General features: G+C 45.4%; 18 protein-coding genes. 2 read left to right on the top strand and 16 right to left on the bottom strand.

Going from position 1 to position 16,907, the window contains the following annotated elements:
- Nucleotides 1–6: 6 nt before the first annotated feature.
- The 15 genes from BM415_RS02945 to BM415_RS02870 form a co-directional block, all read right to left on the bottom strand.
- Nucleotides 7–615, bottom strand: coding sequence for an MOSC domain-containing protein (locus tag BM415_RS02945; protein ID WP_091159015.1), 609 nt, complete (start codon nucleotides 613–615; stop codon nucleotides 7–9).
- A 281-nt stretch (nucleotides 616–896) separates the two neighbouring features.
- Entirely contained in the window at nucleotides 897–1,787 is an 891-nt protein-coding gene (locus BM415_RS02940) for a 5'-3' exonuclease (protein ID WP_091159013.1), read from the bottom strand.
- Nucleotides 1,788–1,917: 130 nt separating this feature from the next.
- Entirely contained in the window at nucleotides 1,918–2,277 is a 360-nt protein-coding gene (locus tag BM415_RS02935; RefSeq protein WP_091154410.1) for an arsenate reductase family protein, read from the bottom strand.
- A gap of 18 nt (nucleotides 2,278–2,295) precedes the next feature.
- Entirely contained in the window at nucleotides 2,296–3,261 is a 966-nt protein-coding gene (locus BM415_RS02930; RefSeq protein ID WP_091154408.1) for an RluA family pseudouridine synthase, read from the bottom strand.
- On the bottom strand, nucleotides 3,258–3,827 hold the full coding sequence (locus tag BM415_RS02925; protein WP_091154406.1) for a cob(I)yrinic acid a,c-diamide adenosyltransferase: 570 nt from the start codon (nucleotides 3,825–3,827) through the stop codon (nucleotides 3,258–3,260). The genes BM415_RS02930 and BM415_RS02925 overlap by 4 nt, the downstream gene beginning before the upstream one ends.
- Before the next feature lie 13 nt (nucleotides 3,828–3,840).
- On the bottom strand, nucleotides 3,841–4,383 hold the full coding sequence (locus tag BM415_RS02920; protein ID WP_091154404.1) for a bifunctional adenosylcobinamide kinase/adenosylcobinamide-phosphate guanylyltransferase: 543 nt from the start codon (nucleotides 4,381–4,383) through the stop codon (nucleotides 3,841–3,843).
- A gap of 58 nt (nucleotides 4,384–4,441) precedes the next feature.
- Nucleotides 4,442–4,996 (bottom strand): hypothetical protein, encoded by a 555-nt coding sequence (locus BM415_RS02915; RefSeq protein ID WP_091154403.1) that lies wholly within the window; start codon nucleotides 4,994–4,996, stop codon nucleotides 4,442–4,444.
- 102 nt (nucleotides 4,997–5,098) lie between these two features.
- Nucleotides 5,099–5,362: an aspartyl-phosphate phosphatase Spo0E family protein gene (locus BM415_RS02910; protein ID WP_091154400.1), complete on the bottom strand. Its 264-nt coding sequence runs from the start codon at nucleotides 5,360–5,362 to the stop codon at nucleotides 5,099–5,101.
- 111 nt (nucleotides 5,363–5,473) lie between these two features.
- On the bottom strand, nucleotides 5,474–6,688 hold the full coding sequence (locus BM415_RS02905; RefSeq protein ID WP_091154394.1) for an aminotransferase class I/II-fold pyridoxal phosphate-dependent enzyme: 1,215 nt from the start codon (nucleotides 6,686–6,688) through the stop codon (nucleotides 5,474–5,476).
- 15 nt (nucleotides 6,689–6,703) lie between these two features.
- Complete coding sequence (locus BM415_RS02900; protein ID WP_091154392.1) at nucleotides 6,704–7,204, bottom strand: Lrp/AsnC family transcriptional regulator; 501 nt, start codon at nucleotides 7,202–7,204, stop codon at nucleotides 6,704–6,706.
- Between the two features lie 218 nt (nucleotides 7,205–7,422).
- Nucleotides 7,423–7,800: a spore coat protein gene (locus BM415_RS02895; RefSeq protein WP_091154390.1), complete on the bottom strand. Its 378-nt coding sequence runs from the start codon at nucleotides 7,798–7,800 to the stop codon at nucleotides 7,423–7,425.
- Nucleotides 7,801–7,816: 16 nt separating this feature from the next.
- Nucleotides 7,817–8,053 (bottom strand): hypothetical protein, encoded by a 237-nt coding sequence (locus tag BM415_RS02890; protein ID WP_091154387.1) that lies wholly within the window; start codon nucleotides 8,051–8,053, stop codon nucleotides 7,817–7,819.
- A gap of 129 nt (nucleotides 8,054–8,182) precedes the next feature.
- Nucleotides 8,183–9,400, bottom strand: a complete 1,218-nt coding sequence (locus tag BM415_RS02885; protein WP_091159011.1) for an MFS transporter — start codon at nucleotides 9,398–9,400, stop codon at nucleotides 8,183–8,185.
- A gap of 224 nt (nucleotides 9,401–9,624) precedes the next feature.
- Complete coding sequence (locus BM415_RS02875) at nucleotides 9,625–10,251, bottom strand: hypothetical protein (protein WP_091154382.1); 627 nt, start codon at nucleotides 10,249–10,251, stop codon at nucleotides 9,625–9,627.
- A 148-nt stretch (nucleotides 10,252–10,399) separates the two neighbouring features.
- Complete coding sequence (locus tag BM415_RS02870) at nucleotides 10,400–12,763, bottom strand: endonuclease MutS2 (protein ID WP_091154379.1); 2,364 nt, start codon at nucleotides 12,761–12,763, stop codon at nucleotides 10,400–10,402.
- A 149-nt stretch (nucleotides 12,764–12,912) separates the two neighbouring features.
- Here BM415_RS02870 and BM415_RS02865 point away from each other — a divergent pair, with 149 nt between their 5' ends.
- Together BM415_RS02865 and BM415_RS02860 are read left to right on the top strand one after the other, a co-directional pair.
- On the top strand, nucleotides 12,913–13,266 hold the full coding sequence (locus tag BM415_RS02865; protein WP_091154377.1) for a phage holin family protein: 354 nt from the start codon (nucleotides 12,913–12,915) through the stop codon (nucleotides 13,264–13,266).
- Between the two features lie 225 nt (nucleotides 13,267–13,491).
- Nucleotides 13,492–13,875, top strand: a complete 384-nt coding sequence (locus BM415_RS02860; RefSeq protein ID WP_091154375.1) for a cupredoxin domain-containing protein — start codon at nucleotides 13,492–13,494, stop codon at nucleotides 13,873–13,875.
- A gap of 65 nt (nucleotides 13,876–13,940) precedes the next feature.
- Here the strand turns inward: BM415_RS02860 and BM415_RS02855 are convergent, their stop codons facing one another.
- Entirely contained in the window at nucleotides 13,941–16,889 is a 2,949-nt protein-coding gene (locus BM415_RS02855; protein ID WP_091154372.1) for a hypothetical protein, read from the bottom strand.
- Between the last annotated feature and the right edge of the window lie 18 nt (nucleotides 16,890–16,907).

The raw sequence follows: 16,907 nt of genomic DNA, 5'->3' as shown, positions 1-16,907 counted from the left end.
ATCGTTCTAGGTTGTCTCCAGCTTTGCCAGCCGTTTGCTGAGTGTTTCTTTCCAGCTTGCTGCAAGAGCGGAGAGCGATAGCAATTTCTTAATAGAGCTAATATCAGACTTCCGGTGATGCATTATAACATTAGCCTCCATTACACTTAAGGAATCCTGTTCTCTTGCTCGCAGCGTCAAGGAATCCTCTGAAGACACATTGCCCTCTGTCAATACGCGATAATAGTAGCCTGTCAATCCCGTCGTCTGAAAATGAAGCGGAAGCTCTTTGTGCTGATGTTTCAGTCCAAGCTTAAAGCATGGCACCCGGGGCTGGCTGATCTGTACGACCGCTTCACCCAGCTGAAAAGTATCCCCGATATATACATCGGTCTCACCAAATCCCGATACCGTAACATTCTCGCCGAACGCTCCAGGATCTAGAGCACGTCCCAGCAAATCTTCATACACAGCGTATGCTTGATGGTTAAAGACACATACCGCCTTGTCTGCACCACCATGATTGACTAGATCTGCTTGTTCATCACCATGAAATCCTGTTCTGGATAAGAACAGCTGCTCCGCTGTAGGGGATTTGAATATCGCTGAATATATCTCCTTGCTGCCATTCATCATCTTTACTTTACTTCCTACATTTAACGAAACCACACGGGAAGATGCAACATCGCTCGTCAATTTAAACGCCTCCGTCTATCATTTGCTTTCACTTTTATGTAATCGCTTACCGACATGTTTGGACCTTCAGGATATGTAACTCAAATACTATCATCTCCCGAAATCGATTTTAGGTCAATCGGTAATATGCTATTTTTTATGTAAAAGAGTGCCGGCCATTAACAGCCAGCACTCCACTTCCATATTGACTAGTAAATCCTGATCAGCAAGAAGAAGCTTACTCAGCCGATCGCTACTCCCATCAATGAGCAGAGACTCTTCATCTCCAGCTCTTCAAATTTGCTGATGATCTGCGCATGATCCAGAACAAGCAGACTGTTCTCAAGCGAACAAGCAACAGGAACCTCACAATGGATTCTCGCAAGCTTGCGTGATAAATGGAGCATATCCATATCTGCTTCAATTTTGTTGCGAATTGAGGGAGATAGATCATCCATATGCTCAAGAATTCCTTCAATGGAATCGTACTCTTGGACCAGCTTCATCGCAGTCTTCTCTCCGATTCCTCTCACGCCCGGATAGTTATCGCTTGCATCTCCCATCAAGCCCTTCATATCAATGATTTGCCGAGGATGCAGCTGCTTCTCTTCATACAACGATTCCGGAGTATATACCTTATAATTGCCGTGACCTTTTTTCATAATAATAACCTTGGTTCGTTCGTTTACAAGCTGAAGCAAATCATGATCGCCAGACAGGATCATCACATTCATATCCAGCTCTTCATTGTATGAACGGCTGAGTGTACCTAGACAATCATCCGCCTCATAACCAGCAGCACTAATATTTGGAACACCCAAGCTATCCATTACTTCTTGAATCATAGTAAACTGTGGTACAAGATCTTCCGGAGCTTCTGGTCTGTTTCCTTTGTATTCAGCGTAATGTTCGCCGCGGAACGTTCCGCCGCCAAGATCCCAGCAGCATACCACATGTGTCGGATTAAAGGTCTGTACTGCATCCCAGAAATAACGGATGAATCCATATACCGCATTGGTTGCAATACCGTCCTTGGTCCGTCTAATATAACCGCCTGAAGCTGTAGCATAATACGCCCGAAACAACACTGCCATACCATCGACTAATAATACCGATTGATCTTTTGTTTCTATACTCACGATTGTTAACGCTCCTGTTCTATTCCATCCTAATCTTTACTCCCCGTATTATAGCACAGCTACATCCACTGTTGGGGGTTAATCGCTTAGAAAGAACGCTGCTTCCTTATGCTAAAATTGGCAATCAGCTCCACATATCCTGGTACTGCTCCTCCTTGAAGCCTACAGATACTTTATTGCCGTCAGTAACAATCGGACGCTTGATTAATCTGCCGTTTGCGGCCAGCAGCTCGATTTGCTCCTTGCTGGACATCTCTTTCAGCTTGTCCTTCAGGTTCATTTCTTTATATACTTCGCCGCTGGTGTTAAAGAACTTTTTGAGATCCAGCCCACTGTTATTAACCAGCTCTGTTAATTTGTCTGGGGCTGGAGGCTCTTCAAAAATAGGAATCAGCGTAAGCTCATGCCCACGCTCTTCCAGCCATTTAACAGCTTTGCGGCAGGTGCCGCATTTTGCATATTGATATACTGTCAGTTTACTCATGTCGTTAATTTCTCCTCATTAATAACTATCAATTGTTGTCTTTAGCTTCTGATCCAATGCCTGTATATCTTCAGGCAGTGGAGCGATAAACCGTACTCTATGGCCTGTAATTGGATGAACGATTGTTAGCTCGCTCGCGTGAAGCGCCTGACGATCAATCCAAGTGTGACCCAGTGCAAGCAGCGCCTTGGACGAGTCAGACCAATCCGGTTCAGCTTGTCCATAGAACGAATCACCGATTAACGGGCAGCCCACATGCTTCATGTGGACTCTTATTTGATGCGTGCGTCCACTCTCAAGCTTGATGCGTACTTTACTGGCCCATTTATATACTGTTTCTACTTGATATAAAGTCCTAGCAGGATAACCATCCGCCGTTACGATCCGGCGATGAGGCTCATTCGGATCGCGATCAATCGGTCCATCCACGACTCCCTCAGAAGGCACAGGATTACCAAACACAATGGCCGTATAGTATTTATCAACAGTGCCCGCAATCATTTGTTCTGAAATATGCTGATGAATATAGGGGTTCTTGGCGATACATAGCACGCCTGAAGTTTCTTGGTCCAGCCGGTGCACAGGTCTAAAGCGAACCTGTTCCCCTTTTTGTTCCCAATAGTGGACAACTCCATTCGCAAGCGTTCCCGTATAATGTCCATGCGTCGGATGAACAATAATCCCGGCCTGCTTGTTCACGACGAGCAGATGCTCATCCTCATACAATATGTCGAAGGGAATATTCTCGGGCAATATATCTGTCGATGTTTCCTTCTCCATACGCAGCTCTACAAGATCTCCGTTACGAACTTTGACACTAATATATACCCTTTCACCGTTTAACTGTATCCCCTGTTCTGTCAGCTTAAGCTTCGACATCAGCTTACGTGAAACTCCTAGTCTGCGCTGCAGGATCGTCTTCAGCAGCATCCCTTCATCTTCTGGTTGTACGGTATAGATAATAGGTTCATAATACGTTTTCATTTACTGCGGAACACCTTTTTACTTCGAATATATTCAACGTCAGAAATGCCTGCACGAACGTTAGCTGTACGGGCGATCACAAAGAAATAGTCCGACAAGCGGTTCATATACAGCCTTACAGCTGGATTAATATCCGTATGTGAACCCAGTGTTACCACGCGACGTTCTGCTCTCCGGCATACCGTCCTGCACACATGCAAGGCTGAAGAAAATGGGCTCCCACCTGGAATAATAAACCTCTCAATTTGAGGATTCTCTTCCTGATGGAGATCGATCCACTCTTCAAGCTGGCCAGCGAGCTCAGCAGATACTTTGTAATTCCCTTCTTCAATCTTTACAAAAGCAAGGTCTGATCCGCAATCGAACAGCTCCTGCTGGATTTGACTTAACTCTCTACACAGATCATCGTACTTCGAATCGGTTTCGGCAAGGCTGATTGCCTGACCTACAAAGCAGTTGAGCTCATCGATCGTTCCATAAGCCTCAATTCGATCATCATCCTTGGACACTCTTGCACCAATAACCGATGTTTTGCCCTTATCTCCCGACTTGGTATATATTTTCATTATTTCCCTCCAATTAATAGCGTATCTGACCCTTGCTGACTTCCGCCGCAATCCCTGAGTTCAGTACAAATACCTGGTCACTTCTTGAAGCAATCAGATGATTTACGTCAGCCATCCAGCTGACAAAGCATTTCTCTTCCTCGGAAGGGTGGAGGCTTCCATGCATTTCATTTGTCACGATGAGAAGCAATCCCTGATAGGATACAATAACGTCTTTTAACAATTCCACTTTATCCTTGATTTTCATTCGATCTGCTGTATTCCAGCATAATTTCATTTCACCTGCGAGCCAAGCCGTCAAGCTATCAACAACGACGATTCGTCTCTCCGCTGCAAACAAGTTGGATTCACGATTAATATGATCCAGCACGTCCGGCAGTGAGTGTCCAGCATTTATATGTAATGTACGAAGTCTGGCAGGTGCTCTCAGCTCATCGAGCCTGTCATGATTGTCAGTTGCTGCAACATAGATCCCTTCACGGGCTAGTCTTGAGGCGTAGGAAAGGGCAAATCGGGTTTTACCGCTGCTTAATCCACCTGTTACCATAATCAGCATTTTATAAAACCACCTACCTCAAAAATAAATTACAGCCCTGCTGAGCAGTTCCTTCGTCCTATTCTGTAAGCGCCTTTAAAACTTCGATAGACATTTGCTCATCCTGAGTCGAGATTGGAATCGTCGCAAACAGATTCTTCGCTGCATACTGCAAATCTATGAACATCGACATTTCTTCGAGCGGAATTCCGAATAAGTGCTCCCCTACGACAGGGTCACTAGACAGATCGCCGTTCTCATCTCGGGTGTACGTCCCTCCTTCGAAGACGCCGCGGCTATATGTTTCCTGATCGAAATCATTTTCGAGGGGAATATTGGAACCGTCTCTGCCATACATCTTCATATCCTCTTCCGGCAAAATAATGAGATCATGTTCCCTTGCTGCATACTCCACCAATATTTTTTCCTTGGAATACATCGGGCTGGCAGAGATTTCTATTACAGGAGTTTCTCCGATCTTCTCCTGCAGTTTTGTCTCAAGTTCTTCGGCAATAACAGACATATTACCTTGGTTGTCAATCATAAATATGGAGAACTTATCTTCACTGCCGCAGCCAGATAAAATTCCGACACATAATGCCAATATAGCTGCCATACTCCATCTGCCTCGCATGTATATGACTCCTCCTTTTTTCCCTTATTTCACATCATATCACAACTGAGATAGACAAAAAAAGAAGACCCTTGGCTGGGTCTTCTCTATACATCATATAAGCTAAGCTTTTTTAGGATAGGCTTTCATATATTCATTGATTTTCAAATCCAGCAAACTGCTGATTTCGATCACAACGTCCGAAGTAAATGACTTCTCTTCCAGAAAGATTCGTTCCATCTTGCTGCGCAGGATATGAATTTCATCTTCCAAAGAAAGACTACGAGAAGATGCTTTCTCCGAGTTGGTGAGCCAAGTTCCGCTGCTTTCATTATCAACAGCATATTGACCACGATATGTCGGCAAATCATATTCAGCACAAAACAAGGTAACCCCTCCCCAGAATCTATATCCTAATGGATTATAACATACAACTTAACATATAACAGTGATAAAAGTGACATTTTTCGGAAAATATTTGTTATGCTTACATATTTATTAAACCTGATTCTCATGTTTGTAAACAAAATTTCCGATTCTTTCCAAAGCCTCATTAAGCTGAGCTAAAGATGTAGCGTAAGAGCAGCGTATGAAGCCTTCTCCTCCAGCTCCAAAAACACCTCCAGGAACTGCAGCTACTTTTCCTTCCGTAAGCAGTCGCTGAGCAAAATCGTCCGACGATAAACCAGTCTGTTGGATGCTCGGAAACGCATAGAATGCTCCTTGCGGTTCATGGCAATCCAGTCCGATATCTCTAAAACCCTGAACGATCAACCGTCTGCGCTGATTGTAAGATTCAATCATCCGGTCCTTCTCTTCCAAGCCGTTTGTTAATGCTTCAAGCGCTGCAATTTGTCCCATGGATGGCGCGCACATTACCGTATATTGGTGAATCTTGAGCATTGCCGAAATCAGTTCAGCATGTCCGCACATATAACCAATCCGCCATCCGGTCATTGCAAAAGCCTTGGAGAATCCACTCACCAGAATCGTACGATCACGCATTCCTGGAATTGAAGGAAAACTGACATGCTTTTGATTATAAGTAAGCTCCGCATAAATTTCATCGGATATGACGATTAGATCATGCTTTTGCACAACTTCTGCAATGGGCAGCCAGTCCTCATATGTCATCGTTGCCCCTGTCGGGTTACTTGGATAACACAATATAAGAACTTTTGATTTGGGGGTAATCTTGGCTTCGAGTGCCTCCGCCGTCAGCTTAAAATCATTCTCTGCCTTGGTCTCGACGCCTACTGGAACACCCCCGCCAATGGATACGATAGGTGAATAAGCTACATAACATGGTTCAGGTACGAGGATTTCATCTCCCGGAACAATCAATGCTCGCAAAGCAAGGTCAATGGCTTCACTGCCTCCTACGGTAACAACGATCTCATCCTTAGGGTCATAAGGCGTATGGAAGTTCTTATCCAGATATTCGCTGATCGCTTCTCTTAGCTCTGGCATTCCAGCGTTTGAAGTATAGCTTGTAAATCCGCGCTCGAGTGAATATACTGAGGCCTCGCGCATATGCCAAGGGGTAATGAAATCCGGCTCACCCACACCAAGTGATATGATTCCTTTGTTATCACCTACGAGATCAAAAAACTTCCGGATCCCCGAGGGCGGGATTTGCTGAACACGAGGAGCGAGATAAGAACTCATCGACCTAGGTTGTGCATCCTTCTGCTGATCTTGGTTAATTAACATATCTCATACTTCCTTTTATGGCGAAATCAAGAGCCGCTTATCTTCTTGATGCGGTTCAAAAATAATGCCGTCTTGTTTGTACTTCTTCAGAATAAAGTTCGTCTTTGTCGATAGCACCGAATCGATCGGTGATAATTTCTCGGATACAAAGTTAGCCACTTCACGCAGATTGCGTCCTTCAATTTCGACAAGAAGATCATACGCGCCGGACATGAGATACACCGATTTGACTTGTGGATACAAGTAAATACGTTCCGCAATCCCTTCAAATCCTCTGCCGCGCTCCGGTGTAATCTGTACTTCAATTAGGGCGGTTACCTTCTCATCATCCACTTTGTCCCAGTTTACAACCGTTGCGTATTTAACGATAACATTGTCTTCTTCAAGTTCCGCTACCGCACTCTTCACATCTTCCTCCGAGGCTCCAAGGAGCGTCGCGATCAGTGCAGGGCTTCTTCTTGCATCTTCTTTGAGCAAATCAAGTACTTTCAATTTCAAATCATTGAGTTCTGTCATGCATTTCCCTCCAGTGGTTATACGGGTCCGCTCTAACGGGCCATGCAACACTTCTTATCGAAGATTAAGTATAATATTACATGAATTTATTATTACTGCAAATAAAAAAACCGTATCTCCCTTTAATCAACAGAAGATAACGGCTTTCGAGTGAATTGGACAAATTTCGTTGCTGCGTATTTAAAAGAAGTGTCAACTTCAAGCAGCCACCATCGGCCTTACATGTAATTCGGCGTGTGTAAATCGACGTTGGGCTTTTGTACATAGGGAGCATTGCCTGCTGCAACATTTTTAGATTGAATAAACTGCGCAAGTTCCTGCTTCGTCTGCATTTGCGTTTGGATCTCCTTGTTCAGATCCATTTGAAGTGCGTTGCCCGGTGTCTGATACATATTATGCTGCTGCATTGCGTTAAATATTTGACCTTGCAGCTTGAGCGTGTCCATCGTGAGATTGGTGAACATCTGTCTAACTTCAGGGCAAGCGGCTTCTGTAGTAGCTGTCGTATATTCTCTTACCGTTCTCTTGAGGTTATCTAGAATGGATTGCATCAGATCGGTTTCGGGCATAAATTGATTATTTTGCTGATTGTTCATGTGTATTCCTCCTTCGTTAGCTCATAGGTTGCGTCGGTGCCAATGGTTGATGCTGCTCCAGTGACTGAATCAGCGTATCTGCATGCTGTTTGTGCGCCATGATATGCTGCTCGAGGACTTGTATAATCGCATGGTTCTGAATACTTGCTGCTGTGGCAGCACACTGTTTAATCAGCAAATTTTCATTGGACAATGAATCGCTTATATAACTGAGTTCTTTACCGGTAATGGCCTGCATCTGTTGTGATTGCATAATATCCTCCTTAAGAAAGTACAGTTTATTGACCTCCTGAATAGCACTTATCCATTCAAGGGGATCTTTACATAGCGCCTAACGTAGCTTGTCCTGTCGAACAAATGATTATGTGCTATGCACATGAGCTCACTTTGCTGCTGATTTGTTGACCGGCTGAACCTGTAACAGCCTTCGGATTATAAACCAGCTTAGTACAGGAGACAGACCCAGAATAATCATAAGCCAGGTGATTGTCTGAGTTGATTGATTAATCTCAAGAACAACAATAAAGATAACAATGCCGACTACTCTCCCGAGCGTTAGACAAATTTCTCGCAATACGACAAGCTCAACCCTCTTGGACACATTCTCACCGCTCGTTCCCATCAAATCAAACACCGATGAAATCATGGGCAGAATATAAAATGGCATGAAAATAGCTGAGCCTACCCCTTGCAGAAGTAGCGTTCCGTAATTTACAGTCCATAATAGTGGAATTGTGAAGAAGAACAGTAAAGCCGCACCAACCAGAGTCCCGTAATAGCGATAACCCGGCTTGTACCATTTCCCAACCACATGGTAACTAATTAACGCTACGAAGGAGGTGATCAGGTAAAACTGTCCCAGCTTTGCTTCTTGCGTTGTCGCAATGTACACGAGCAGGTTCACCAAGAATGAGAATACCCCCTCTCGAATCCCTTGAGCAGCAAGTGCAGGAGCTGCCCATCTCCAAGGGTTCCCCTTTTCGCTTAATTGCTTGATAGGCTCTTTCCAGCTGTACGTGCCTTCCGTTTTCCTTTTCTTTAAGAAAAAACTGAACAAAACACCTATTCCAAATACGAGCAGAGAAATCATGAAGATATACCGATACCCTTGGTTTGCATAGGACAAGGAGATGATCATCCCTGAAATCCATGGGCCAATAATCCCGACAAATGATCCAATCAAGCCTACCCAGCCGTTGAAGACATCACGATTATCACGATCAGTGACCTCGAAGTAAACGACATTGAAGGCAAGCCAAAACAATCCAAGGGACGCTCCAAGCAGTAAGCCTAGCGGCCAGATATAATCCACTGCATGCTTATCCAAACCAAGGACAAGCAGATAGAACATGCCCGATAACAAAATGCCCAACCGAAGCGCATTCATTTTGTTGTGTTCCTTCACCCATTTCCCAGCAAGCCAAAACGTGAATACCAGCCCAATTTGTTGACTGATGGTGAACCAGCCGATCATGGCAAAATCTTGTTTGCTTTTCCATAGAAAAACATTAAGAAAAGTACCAGACAGAGCACCAGCAAGAACAAACAGCCCATTAATAAATAGGAGAAGCCGCGATTGTTTGTCGAGAGGAGTTTTAATCATATGCTAATCCACCTCCACAAATTATGTTTATTGCTTGGGGGCACAAGCGTGTCTCCCCCAGAAACAATCAACCCTTAATATGTCCCTTCAAGTATAAAAAATTGTTTCGTTCAATTATTTACCGTAAATTGGATTTTGATATGGCGAGCGTTAAAAAAGCACATGCTGCTATGAAGCAGACATGTGCTTTTTGTACGTCAAACGAAAAATTAATTTACTTGTTATTTTGAGCTAAGCCGCTTCACCATACGCAGGCGATCTTCGGTGGCCAGACTATGTGTGGTCGTAAAGCAAGCAGGACATACATACATCTGGATGCCAAATGGTGCTTCTAATGGTTGAAGCACGGATTGGACAGGAACAAACTGATCTGTCTTCACCGTCAGTACTCCGGTATGGAGCATGAACTCACGGCAGTTTGGACATTCAGGGACTTCCTCTTGATGATCCAATAAGGATTGAACACTCTCTCCATACTTCGCCATGTTCAGACCAGAATCTTCATAAGCATCCAATGCTCTTACACTTGGAAGAATCGTATCTGTCTCATCCTCCCACAGGTTACTGTAATCTTCGTCCGATTCGTTTGTCTGATCAGACTCCGTGTGAAGCAGTTCCTCTTCATCTTCAGTAATAGTCACATTTAGAGTCCGATATCCTTCGAGTGGCTCGGTTTTGGAGTCGCTCTTATCAGAAGCCTTGGCTTCTTCCTTCAATGTATCCTCTTCCACTTCAACCGTTCCCTCTAATGGGAGGGGATTGTTACAATACGGGCATTCCTCTTCAGGTCCTAATTCCTCATCCCATACAATTTCAGTTTGACACCATGGACATACAGTAGTTTCCACTCTATTTCAATCCTTTCTTCTTATCCCATTTTCATCTTCGCCTATTACCCATTCATCATATACACGATCCCTGCTACGAAAAAAATAACAGCCGCAGCAAACAGGGCCCTGATTAAATTTTTCATGGGTGCCTCCTGTAATAAGGTATTTATTTCAGTTCAGCAACGGTAACTCCTGTACCGCCTTCTCCGTAGTTACCTAGACGGTAGCTCTTAACGTTCTTGTGTTTGCGAAGATATTCCTGAATTCCGGAACGGAGAACGCCGGTTCCCTTGCCATGAATTAGGTAAACCTGACCCAAATTAGCCATGAAGGCTTCATCTATAAACCGGTCTGCCTCAACCAAGGCTTCTTCGAGATTGGCACCTCTGAGATCGAGCTCAGATCTGACATGCTCATCACGTGTTCGCTTGACACCTGTTACATGTCTTGTTGCGCCCGCGCCTTGCTTCTGAGCCTGCGGTGTATCGATCAGCTCCAAATCGGTAAGTGCTACTTTCATTTTCATAATGCCAAGCTGAACCAAGGCTTCTTTGCCCGCTAACTCAACGACATGACCTTTCTGATTCAAACTAGCAACCTTAACCTCGTCACCAGGTTCGATTCTCCGAGCTTGAGCCACTTTTTTAATTTTCTTCTTGCGCTCGGCGGGTTCGGCATCACTTAATGCTTTGCGTGCAGCTATGAGCTTATGCTCCTTAACAGAAGCTCCTTCTTGAAGCGCCAGCTTGCGTAGATCACTAATAATTTGCTCTGACTCCTGGCGAGCTTTGGCAATGATCTCCCGGGCCTCCTGCTCCGCCTTCTCGATCCGTCTGTCCCGCTGTTCTTCGAGCTTCATGATCTCTCGTTCATGATGATCCCGAAGCTGCTCCAGATCCTTTCTCAGCTTCTCCGCACGTTCCTTCTCCTGCTCTGCTGTCAGTCGGTTCTGCTCAAGCGAAGCAATCATATTCTCGACCCTTTGATCATCCTCTGTTACTTCTCCGCGGGCATATTCAAGAATATCAGCCGGAAGTCCCAAACGTTCTGCAATGGCAAATGCGTTGCTGCGTCCCGGAACGCCAAGCAATAGTCTGTAGGTCGGACTCAATGTATTCACATCGAATTCCATACTCGCATTAATTACGCCTTTGCGTTCATATGCATAAGCCTTCAATTCGCTGTAGTGTGTCGTCGCAATCAGACGGCATCCGGTTGAATGAATATGTTCAAGGATAGCGATAGCGAGTGCCGAGCCTTCTGAAGGATCGGTACCTGCCCCAAGCTCATCAAAAAGCACAAGGCTCTTCGGTGTCATTTCCGACAATATTCGAATGATGTTCGTCATGTGACTTGAAAAAGTACTAAGGCTCTGCTCAATACTCTGCTCGTCGCCAATATCGGCATATATGGCATCAAATACACATAACTGGCTTCCATCCTCTGCAGATACGAACAAGCCGGACATGGCCATCAGACTAAGCAAACCTACCGTCTTGAGCGTGACTGTCTTACCACCGGTATTCGGACCGGTAACAATGATGGATGTATATGAATTGCCTAATTCGACATCCGTTGGAACAACCTTATCAATGGATATAAGCGGATGACGTCCTTTTTTGATCTTCATGAAGCCACGGTCATTCATGATAGGCAGGGTTGCTTTCATTTCCCTGGCAAGACGTGCTTTTGCAAAAATAAAGTCCAATGCTCCCAGCAAATCGACATCCATGACAAGCAAGTCCGCTTGTTCTCCAACAAGAGCCGTCAATTTCTGCAAAATCACTTCAATCTCTCGCTCTTCTCGCATTCTGGTTTCACGAAGCTTGTTATTCATAGCAACAATGGATTCAGGCTCAATAAAGAGCGTTGCACCTGATCCGGATTGATCATGAACAATCCCCCCAAAATGGGCACGATATTCCGCCTTAACCGGAATGACGAACCTATCCCCACGAATGGTGACAAGCTGATCTTGAAGCATCTTGGACACCGAAGATGAGCGGATCATGGAATCGAGCTTCTCTCTAATTCTTGCTTCACCCGTTCGCAGTTCACGACGGATTTGCGACAAATTAGCGCTCGCCGAATCCAATACTTCTGCCGAATCATCAATACATGATTTGATCGCATCCTCGAGTGGTTTTTGTTCTGACAATTGTTCACTCAGAAAGATTAACTTGTCCATCTGAATTTCTTCCTGCATTCCATCAAGCAGGCGTTTAAGTCTTCGTGCGGTGTGAACCGTATTATGGATGGACAGCAGTTCATGAGGACTTAGCGTTCCACCGATTCGAGCTCTCTTCACCGCAGAACCGATGTCCACAATTCCGGTAAAGGATGGTATCCCTTTTAATCGATCCACGTTAACGGCCTGATCAGTTGCAGATAGCAAATTTTTAACTTCGTCAAGATCGCTGATCGGAACTAAATTTTCAGCATTGTGTTTACCCATCTCTGTTTGCGTGTATAGAGATAATGTATTTAAAATTTTACGATATTCTAACGTATGCAAAATTTTTGAATCCAATGTGACAACTCCTCTCGGGCTCTATTTGTATTATAGCGAAAGAGCAGGACTTGTGCCATTTGAGAATGATGCCGCACATAAGAAATGCGGTATTGTTACATAATAATATTGCATACGGAGTCTGTTCATTAAAAAAGGAGGACAAAATCATGAACATTTTAGGAGCTATAGTCCGGTTTATTGTAGCCGCAATCGTATTGTTACTTGTTGGCTGGATCGTTCCGGGATTCTCAGTAGGTGGATTTGGCAGTGCACTGATCTTGGCCGTTGTGATCGCTTTGTTAGGCTGGGTCATCGAGAGCATCTTCGGTAAAAGAGTTACGCCGTTTGGCCGCGGGATCGTCGGATTCTTGGTGAGTGCGCTCGTTATATGGCTGTCTCAATATATCGTTAGCGACGTTTCCGCCAGTATCCTTGGAGCCATCCTTGCTGCACTAGTCATCGGGATCATTGACATTTTTGTACCAACCCCGTTTGATGCAGCAAAAGGAAATCGCAAATAATTAAGCAGATGTATCATCATCTGCGCACTCGTTTTAAAGAGTCTCCTTATTAATGTAAGGAGACTCTTTTCATGCTTTACTGCTTCTTTCGTAACATGGATGAACATCACCCTGTTTGCGATTTGTTTGCAAAATTCTCACATAAGGAAATGTACAGCCCCCATCCTTCTGAGGTATCATTGTAATGCATAATTATTTTATCCATTACTTGGGAGGCACTGCGTTATGAAAAAAGCCAGCTTTCTGCTGTTCACCCTGATGTTGCTCTTCGTGCTCGCTGCGTGCGGTCAAAATTCTGCGGAGGATCAAGGCGGCGGTATCACTGAGCCTGAAGTTGCTGCAAGTGACGAAATCGTCATTAAAGCGACGAATTACGAATTTGATCAACCAGAGTATCGCATCAAAAAAGGAGTTCCTGTTCGTGTCGTATATGAGAATGTGGAAGGAAACCACGGAATCATTGTACCCGGTCTAAGCCTTCAGCTTGATCGGAATACAACATCAAAAGTCATCACACCGGAAGAAACGGGTGAATTTGAAATCGCATGTTCCGTATTTTGCGGCACGGGTCATTCCACAATGATATCTAAAATCATAGTAGAAGAATAATGGGTAAAAAGCCTGTCCAGCATCGGATTAGATGTTTAAGACAGGCTTTTTCTATAGAGAATGAATCAGCTCTGATCTTGCTCAATCAGCTCGATCCATTCGTTATACTCTGTCTGAAGCTTCGTGTATTCATCTTGCAGCTGACGATATTCATGAGCCAGATTCTCCGACTTGTCCTGCTGCATCTCACGCTCCACTTCAAGAAGCCGCAGCTGATGAGCCGTTACCTCGTAACGTTCAACGACATCCTGCAATTCGGACTCAAGGGCCTTCTTCTCCCCTTGTAAGGAATTCAAGCTCGATAGGGCTGTATCCTTCTGTCGTTCCAGCTCAGCCAGCCGATCATCACCTGCGGCAACTTGCTTCTGCCAGCTGCTGACCTCATCAGCTAACTTGCTGCGGTCTTCTTCCCATTCCTGCTGCTGTGCAGCCAGTTTCTCATATTTGGACTGGAATTCCTGCTTCTGACGCAGTGCTTCTTCCTGAAGAAGCATCCAATGCTGCTCCTTATGAGACCACTCTTCGAGCTCAGACCTTAAGCTCTTCTCATGTTCATTCCATTGGTTCTGCTCCGCACGCAGTGAGGATACGGCTTCCTCAAGCTCCTCGTATTTGAGCTGCCATTCAATCGCCTCTTCCTCAGCTTCATTCAGCAAAGATTGACGTTTCGACAATTGATCCTTGACTTTGACATGCTCGGATTCAATAGCAAGCCATTGTTTGCGAATATTAGCCTGCTCTTGTTCGTATTCTGAAATGAGCTGCTTGTACTTTTGTTCCTGACTAACCGATTGCTCATAATCAGCCTGCAGCGCTTCATATTGCTTCTGCAGATCCGGGAGCTGTTTGGACAGTGCTTCTCGTTCTGATTGTACACGCTCCATCTCTACAGCTGCTTGCTCCAGCTCGCTGCGTACAGTTTGCAGCTCTGCTTGCGTCTTCTCCAAACGTTCGGTCGCTTCAAGAAGCTCTGTCTCCAGCTCACTGATCTCTTGTTTATGCTGCTCGGCTGCCATTCTCCAGCTCTTCTCGCTGCCCGATAGGGAGGCTACCTCGTTCTGCAATTGCCGGGTTGCCGCATGAGCCTGTTCCAGCACTTTCTGTAGTCGCCGCTGTTCCTGCTCAGCCTTCTCACCTGCCTGTTTAAGACTGGAAATCTCGCGCTGACTGACGGTATGCTGTTCCTGGACCTTGCGAAGCTGAGCAGCGCTTGCAGCTTCTTTATCTATTGCATCCTGTATTTTGAGCTTGAGCTGCTCAGCCGTCTCCTGTGCCTTGGCTGCCTCCTGCTCCGCTGTGCGGAGTTTAGCTTGAAGGGAGGAGCTGTTATTCTTCACATCGGATATCTGCTGTTCAAGCTCCTGGATACGGCGAGTATGCTTAAGGATCGTATCCTGCCCTTGTGAAGCAATGGATTCAAGCTCGGTAGCGCGAGCCTGCTCCTGTTCCAATCTTCCGGTAAGCCCCTTCAGCTTATCTTCTTCCTCAGCAAGCTGGGCAAGAGCTTCCTCAAGCTGATTCTCCGCTTCAGCCCGTTCTTCCTCAAGCTGCTTCTGAAGCAGTTCAATATCTTGCTTAAGCTTATGTTCTCGCTCATTATGCGAACGCATAAGCTCTTCCTTAACGGAGTTCAGCTCTTCTCGATATTGCTCATAAGCTGCTGCTTCCGCTCGCTCCGCTTCTTGAACAGCCAAGCTCTCCGCTTCCTTAAGCCGTTCCTCCATCTCGCTCTTCGATTCGCTCAGTCGCTCCTCATAAGCTTCCTTGACTTCGGCAAGATCGCTGTCTGCTTGCAGAAGCTGACTATTCAATTCTTTAACGGATTTCTCCAGCACCTTGATCTGCTCCTCAGCTTGAGCCTTGATTTTGAGGAGATCGGCACCCTTAGCCTCTTCATCCAGCAGCATCTGTGTTATTTCATCAACCTGCTGCTGCGCTTCGGCTGCTGCCTGAGCCTTGATGGACTCGACTTCTTGAAGCTGTTCTTCCTTGAACGCATTTAACTTCGCTGCAGCATCCTCCTCTGCTTGGAGGATACGCGCATCCGCCGATGTCCGTACTTCTTGAATTTTGATATTTAACTGACCAAGCTTATCTTCGCTCGCCTTCAGTGCATTCTTCCATTCCTGCTCCTTGGAACTGAGCATCTTCTGCCATTCTTGTTCCTTCAGATTCAGCTGCTGCTCCAGCTTGGCATACTTAGCTGCTGCTTGATCTGTTAGTTCCTTCAGCTTGGCTTCATGCTGTTTCTGAAGTGCTGCCTTCTCCGATTGCAGTCTTGACTCTAACTGATTCCGCTCCTCCAGAACTTTGTCCGCTTGTGCGGTCTTCTGCTCAAGGAGCTTCCGAAGCTCCCGCTCCTTGGCAGCAGCTTCTTCGATAAGCTTGTTATGCCTCGCTTCCTGCTCTGCAATTTCATTCTTGCGCCTTGCTTCTAACTGCTCTGTCAGCTCTTTCTGCTTCTGCTGTGTCTGCTGTTGCCACTTCTTCTCATTCTGCTGCGAACGATTGAGGAGCTCGTTATAGCTGTGTTCCGCTTTCTTCAGCTCCTCCTCTCGAAGGAGTGTCTTCGACAGCGCCTCTTCCAATTGAGATTTTAATGCACGCTGCTCTTCATTACGCACCTTCTCAAGCTGGGCGAGTGCCTGCTGGGCATTTTGCTTCTCTTTATCCAGAGCAGCTCTTGCTTGTTCGAGTTGCTTTAATTTCTCCATCTGCTGTTCATAAGTATCCTGAAGCTTAGCCAACTCGCTTCCCAGCTGTGTCTTCTCGCCAGTTACCATCTTCAGCTCATTCTTAACCTGTTGAACCTGCAAAGATTCCTCTGCCATATGTACTGCAGTCAAAACGGCAAGTCTCGGCGTATCCAGTCTGGAATGGGTCTTTGATATGGCGTTCATTCTTTCGTCAACCAGGCTTGCAACCTGTTTCATATATTCGGCACTGCTGCCGACCAATTTATAAGAAGTCCCGTAGATGTCTACGGTGACGCGAGTACGATTAGGTGTAGTCACAGTTGTGCCCTCCTTCAT

Source organism: Paenibacillus sp. 453mf, assembly GCF_900116105.1.
GTDB classification, from domain to species: domain Bacteria; phylum Bacillota; class Bacilli; order Paenibacillales; family Paenibacillaceae; genus Paenibacillus; species Paenibacillus provencensis.
This window is presented reverse-complemented; position numbering and strand designations above follow the sequence as displayed.

Bases quoted from the DNA above. Each gene is read 5' to 3' on its own strand.
- BM415_RS02920 (WP_091154404.1), bottom strand. From the start codon at position 4,383: ATGCTGATTATGGTAACAGGTGGATTAAGCAGCGGTAAAACCCGATTT.
- BM415_RS02925 (WP_091154406.1), bottom strand. From the start codon at position 3,827: ATGAAAATATATACCAAGTCGGGAGATAAGGGCAAAACATCGGTTATT.
- BM415_RS02900 (WP_091154392.1), bottom strand. From the start codon at position 7,204: ATGACAGAACTCAATGATTTGAAATTGAAAGTACTTGATTTGCTCAAA.
- BM415_RS02945 (WP_091159015.1), bottom strand. From the start codon at position 615: ATGATGAATGGCAGCAAGGAGATATATTCAGCGATATTCAAATCCCCT.
- BM415_RS02890 (WP_091154387.1), bottom strand. From the start codon at position 8,053: ATGCAATCACAACAGATGCAGGCCATTACCGGTAAAGAACTCAGTTAT.
- BM415_RS02865 (WP_091154377.1), top strand. From the start codon at position 12,913: ATGAACATTTTAGGAGCTATAGTCCGGTTTATTGTAGCCGCAATCGTA.
- BM415_RS02860 (WP_091154375.1), top strand. From the start codon at position 13,492: ATGAAAAAAGCCAGCTTTCTGCTGTTCACCCTGATGTTGCTCTTCGTG.
- BM415_RS02935 (WP_091154410.1), bottom strand. From the start codon at position 2,277: ATGAGTAAACTGACAGTATATCAATATGCAAAATGCGGCACCTGCCGC.
- BM415_RS02930 (WP_091154408.1), bottom strand. From the start codon at position 3,261: ATGAAAACGTATTATGAACCTATTATCTATACCGTACAACCAGAAGAT.
- BM415_RS02905 (WP_091154394.1), bottom strand. From the start codon at position 6,688: ATGTTAATTAACCAAGATCAGCAGAAGGATGCACAACCTAGGTCGATG.
- BM415_RS02915 (WP_091154403.1), bottom strand. From the start codon at position 4,996: ATGCGAGGCAGATGGAGTATGGCAGCTATATTGGCATTATGTGTCGGA.
- BM415_RS02895 (WP_091154390.1), bottom strand. From the start codon at position 7,800: ATGAACAATCAGCAAAATAATCAATTTATGCCCGAAACCGATCTGATG.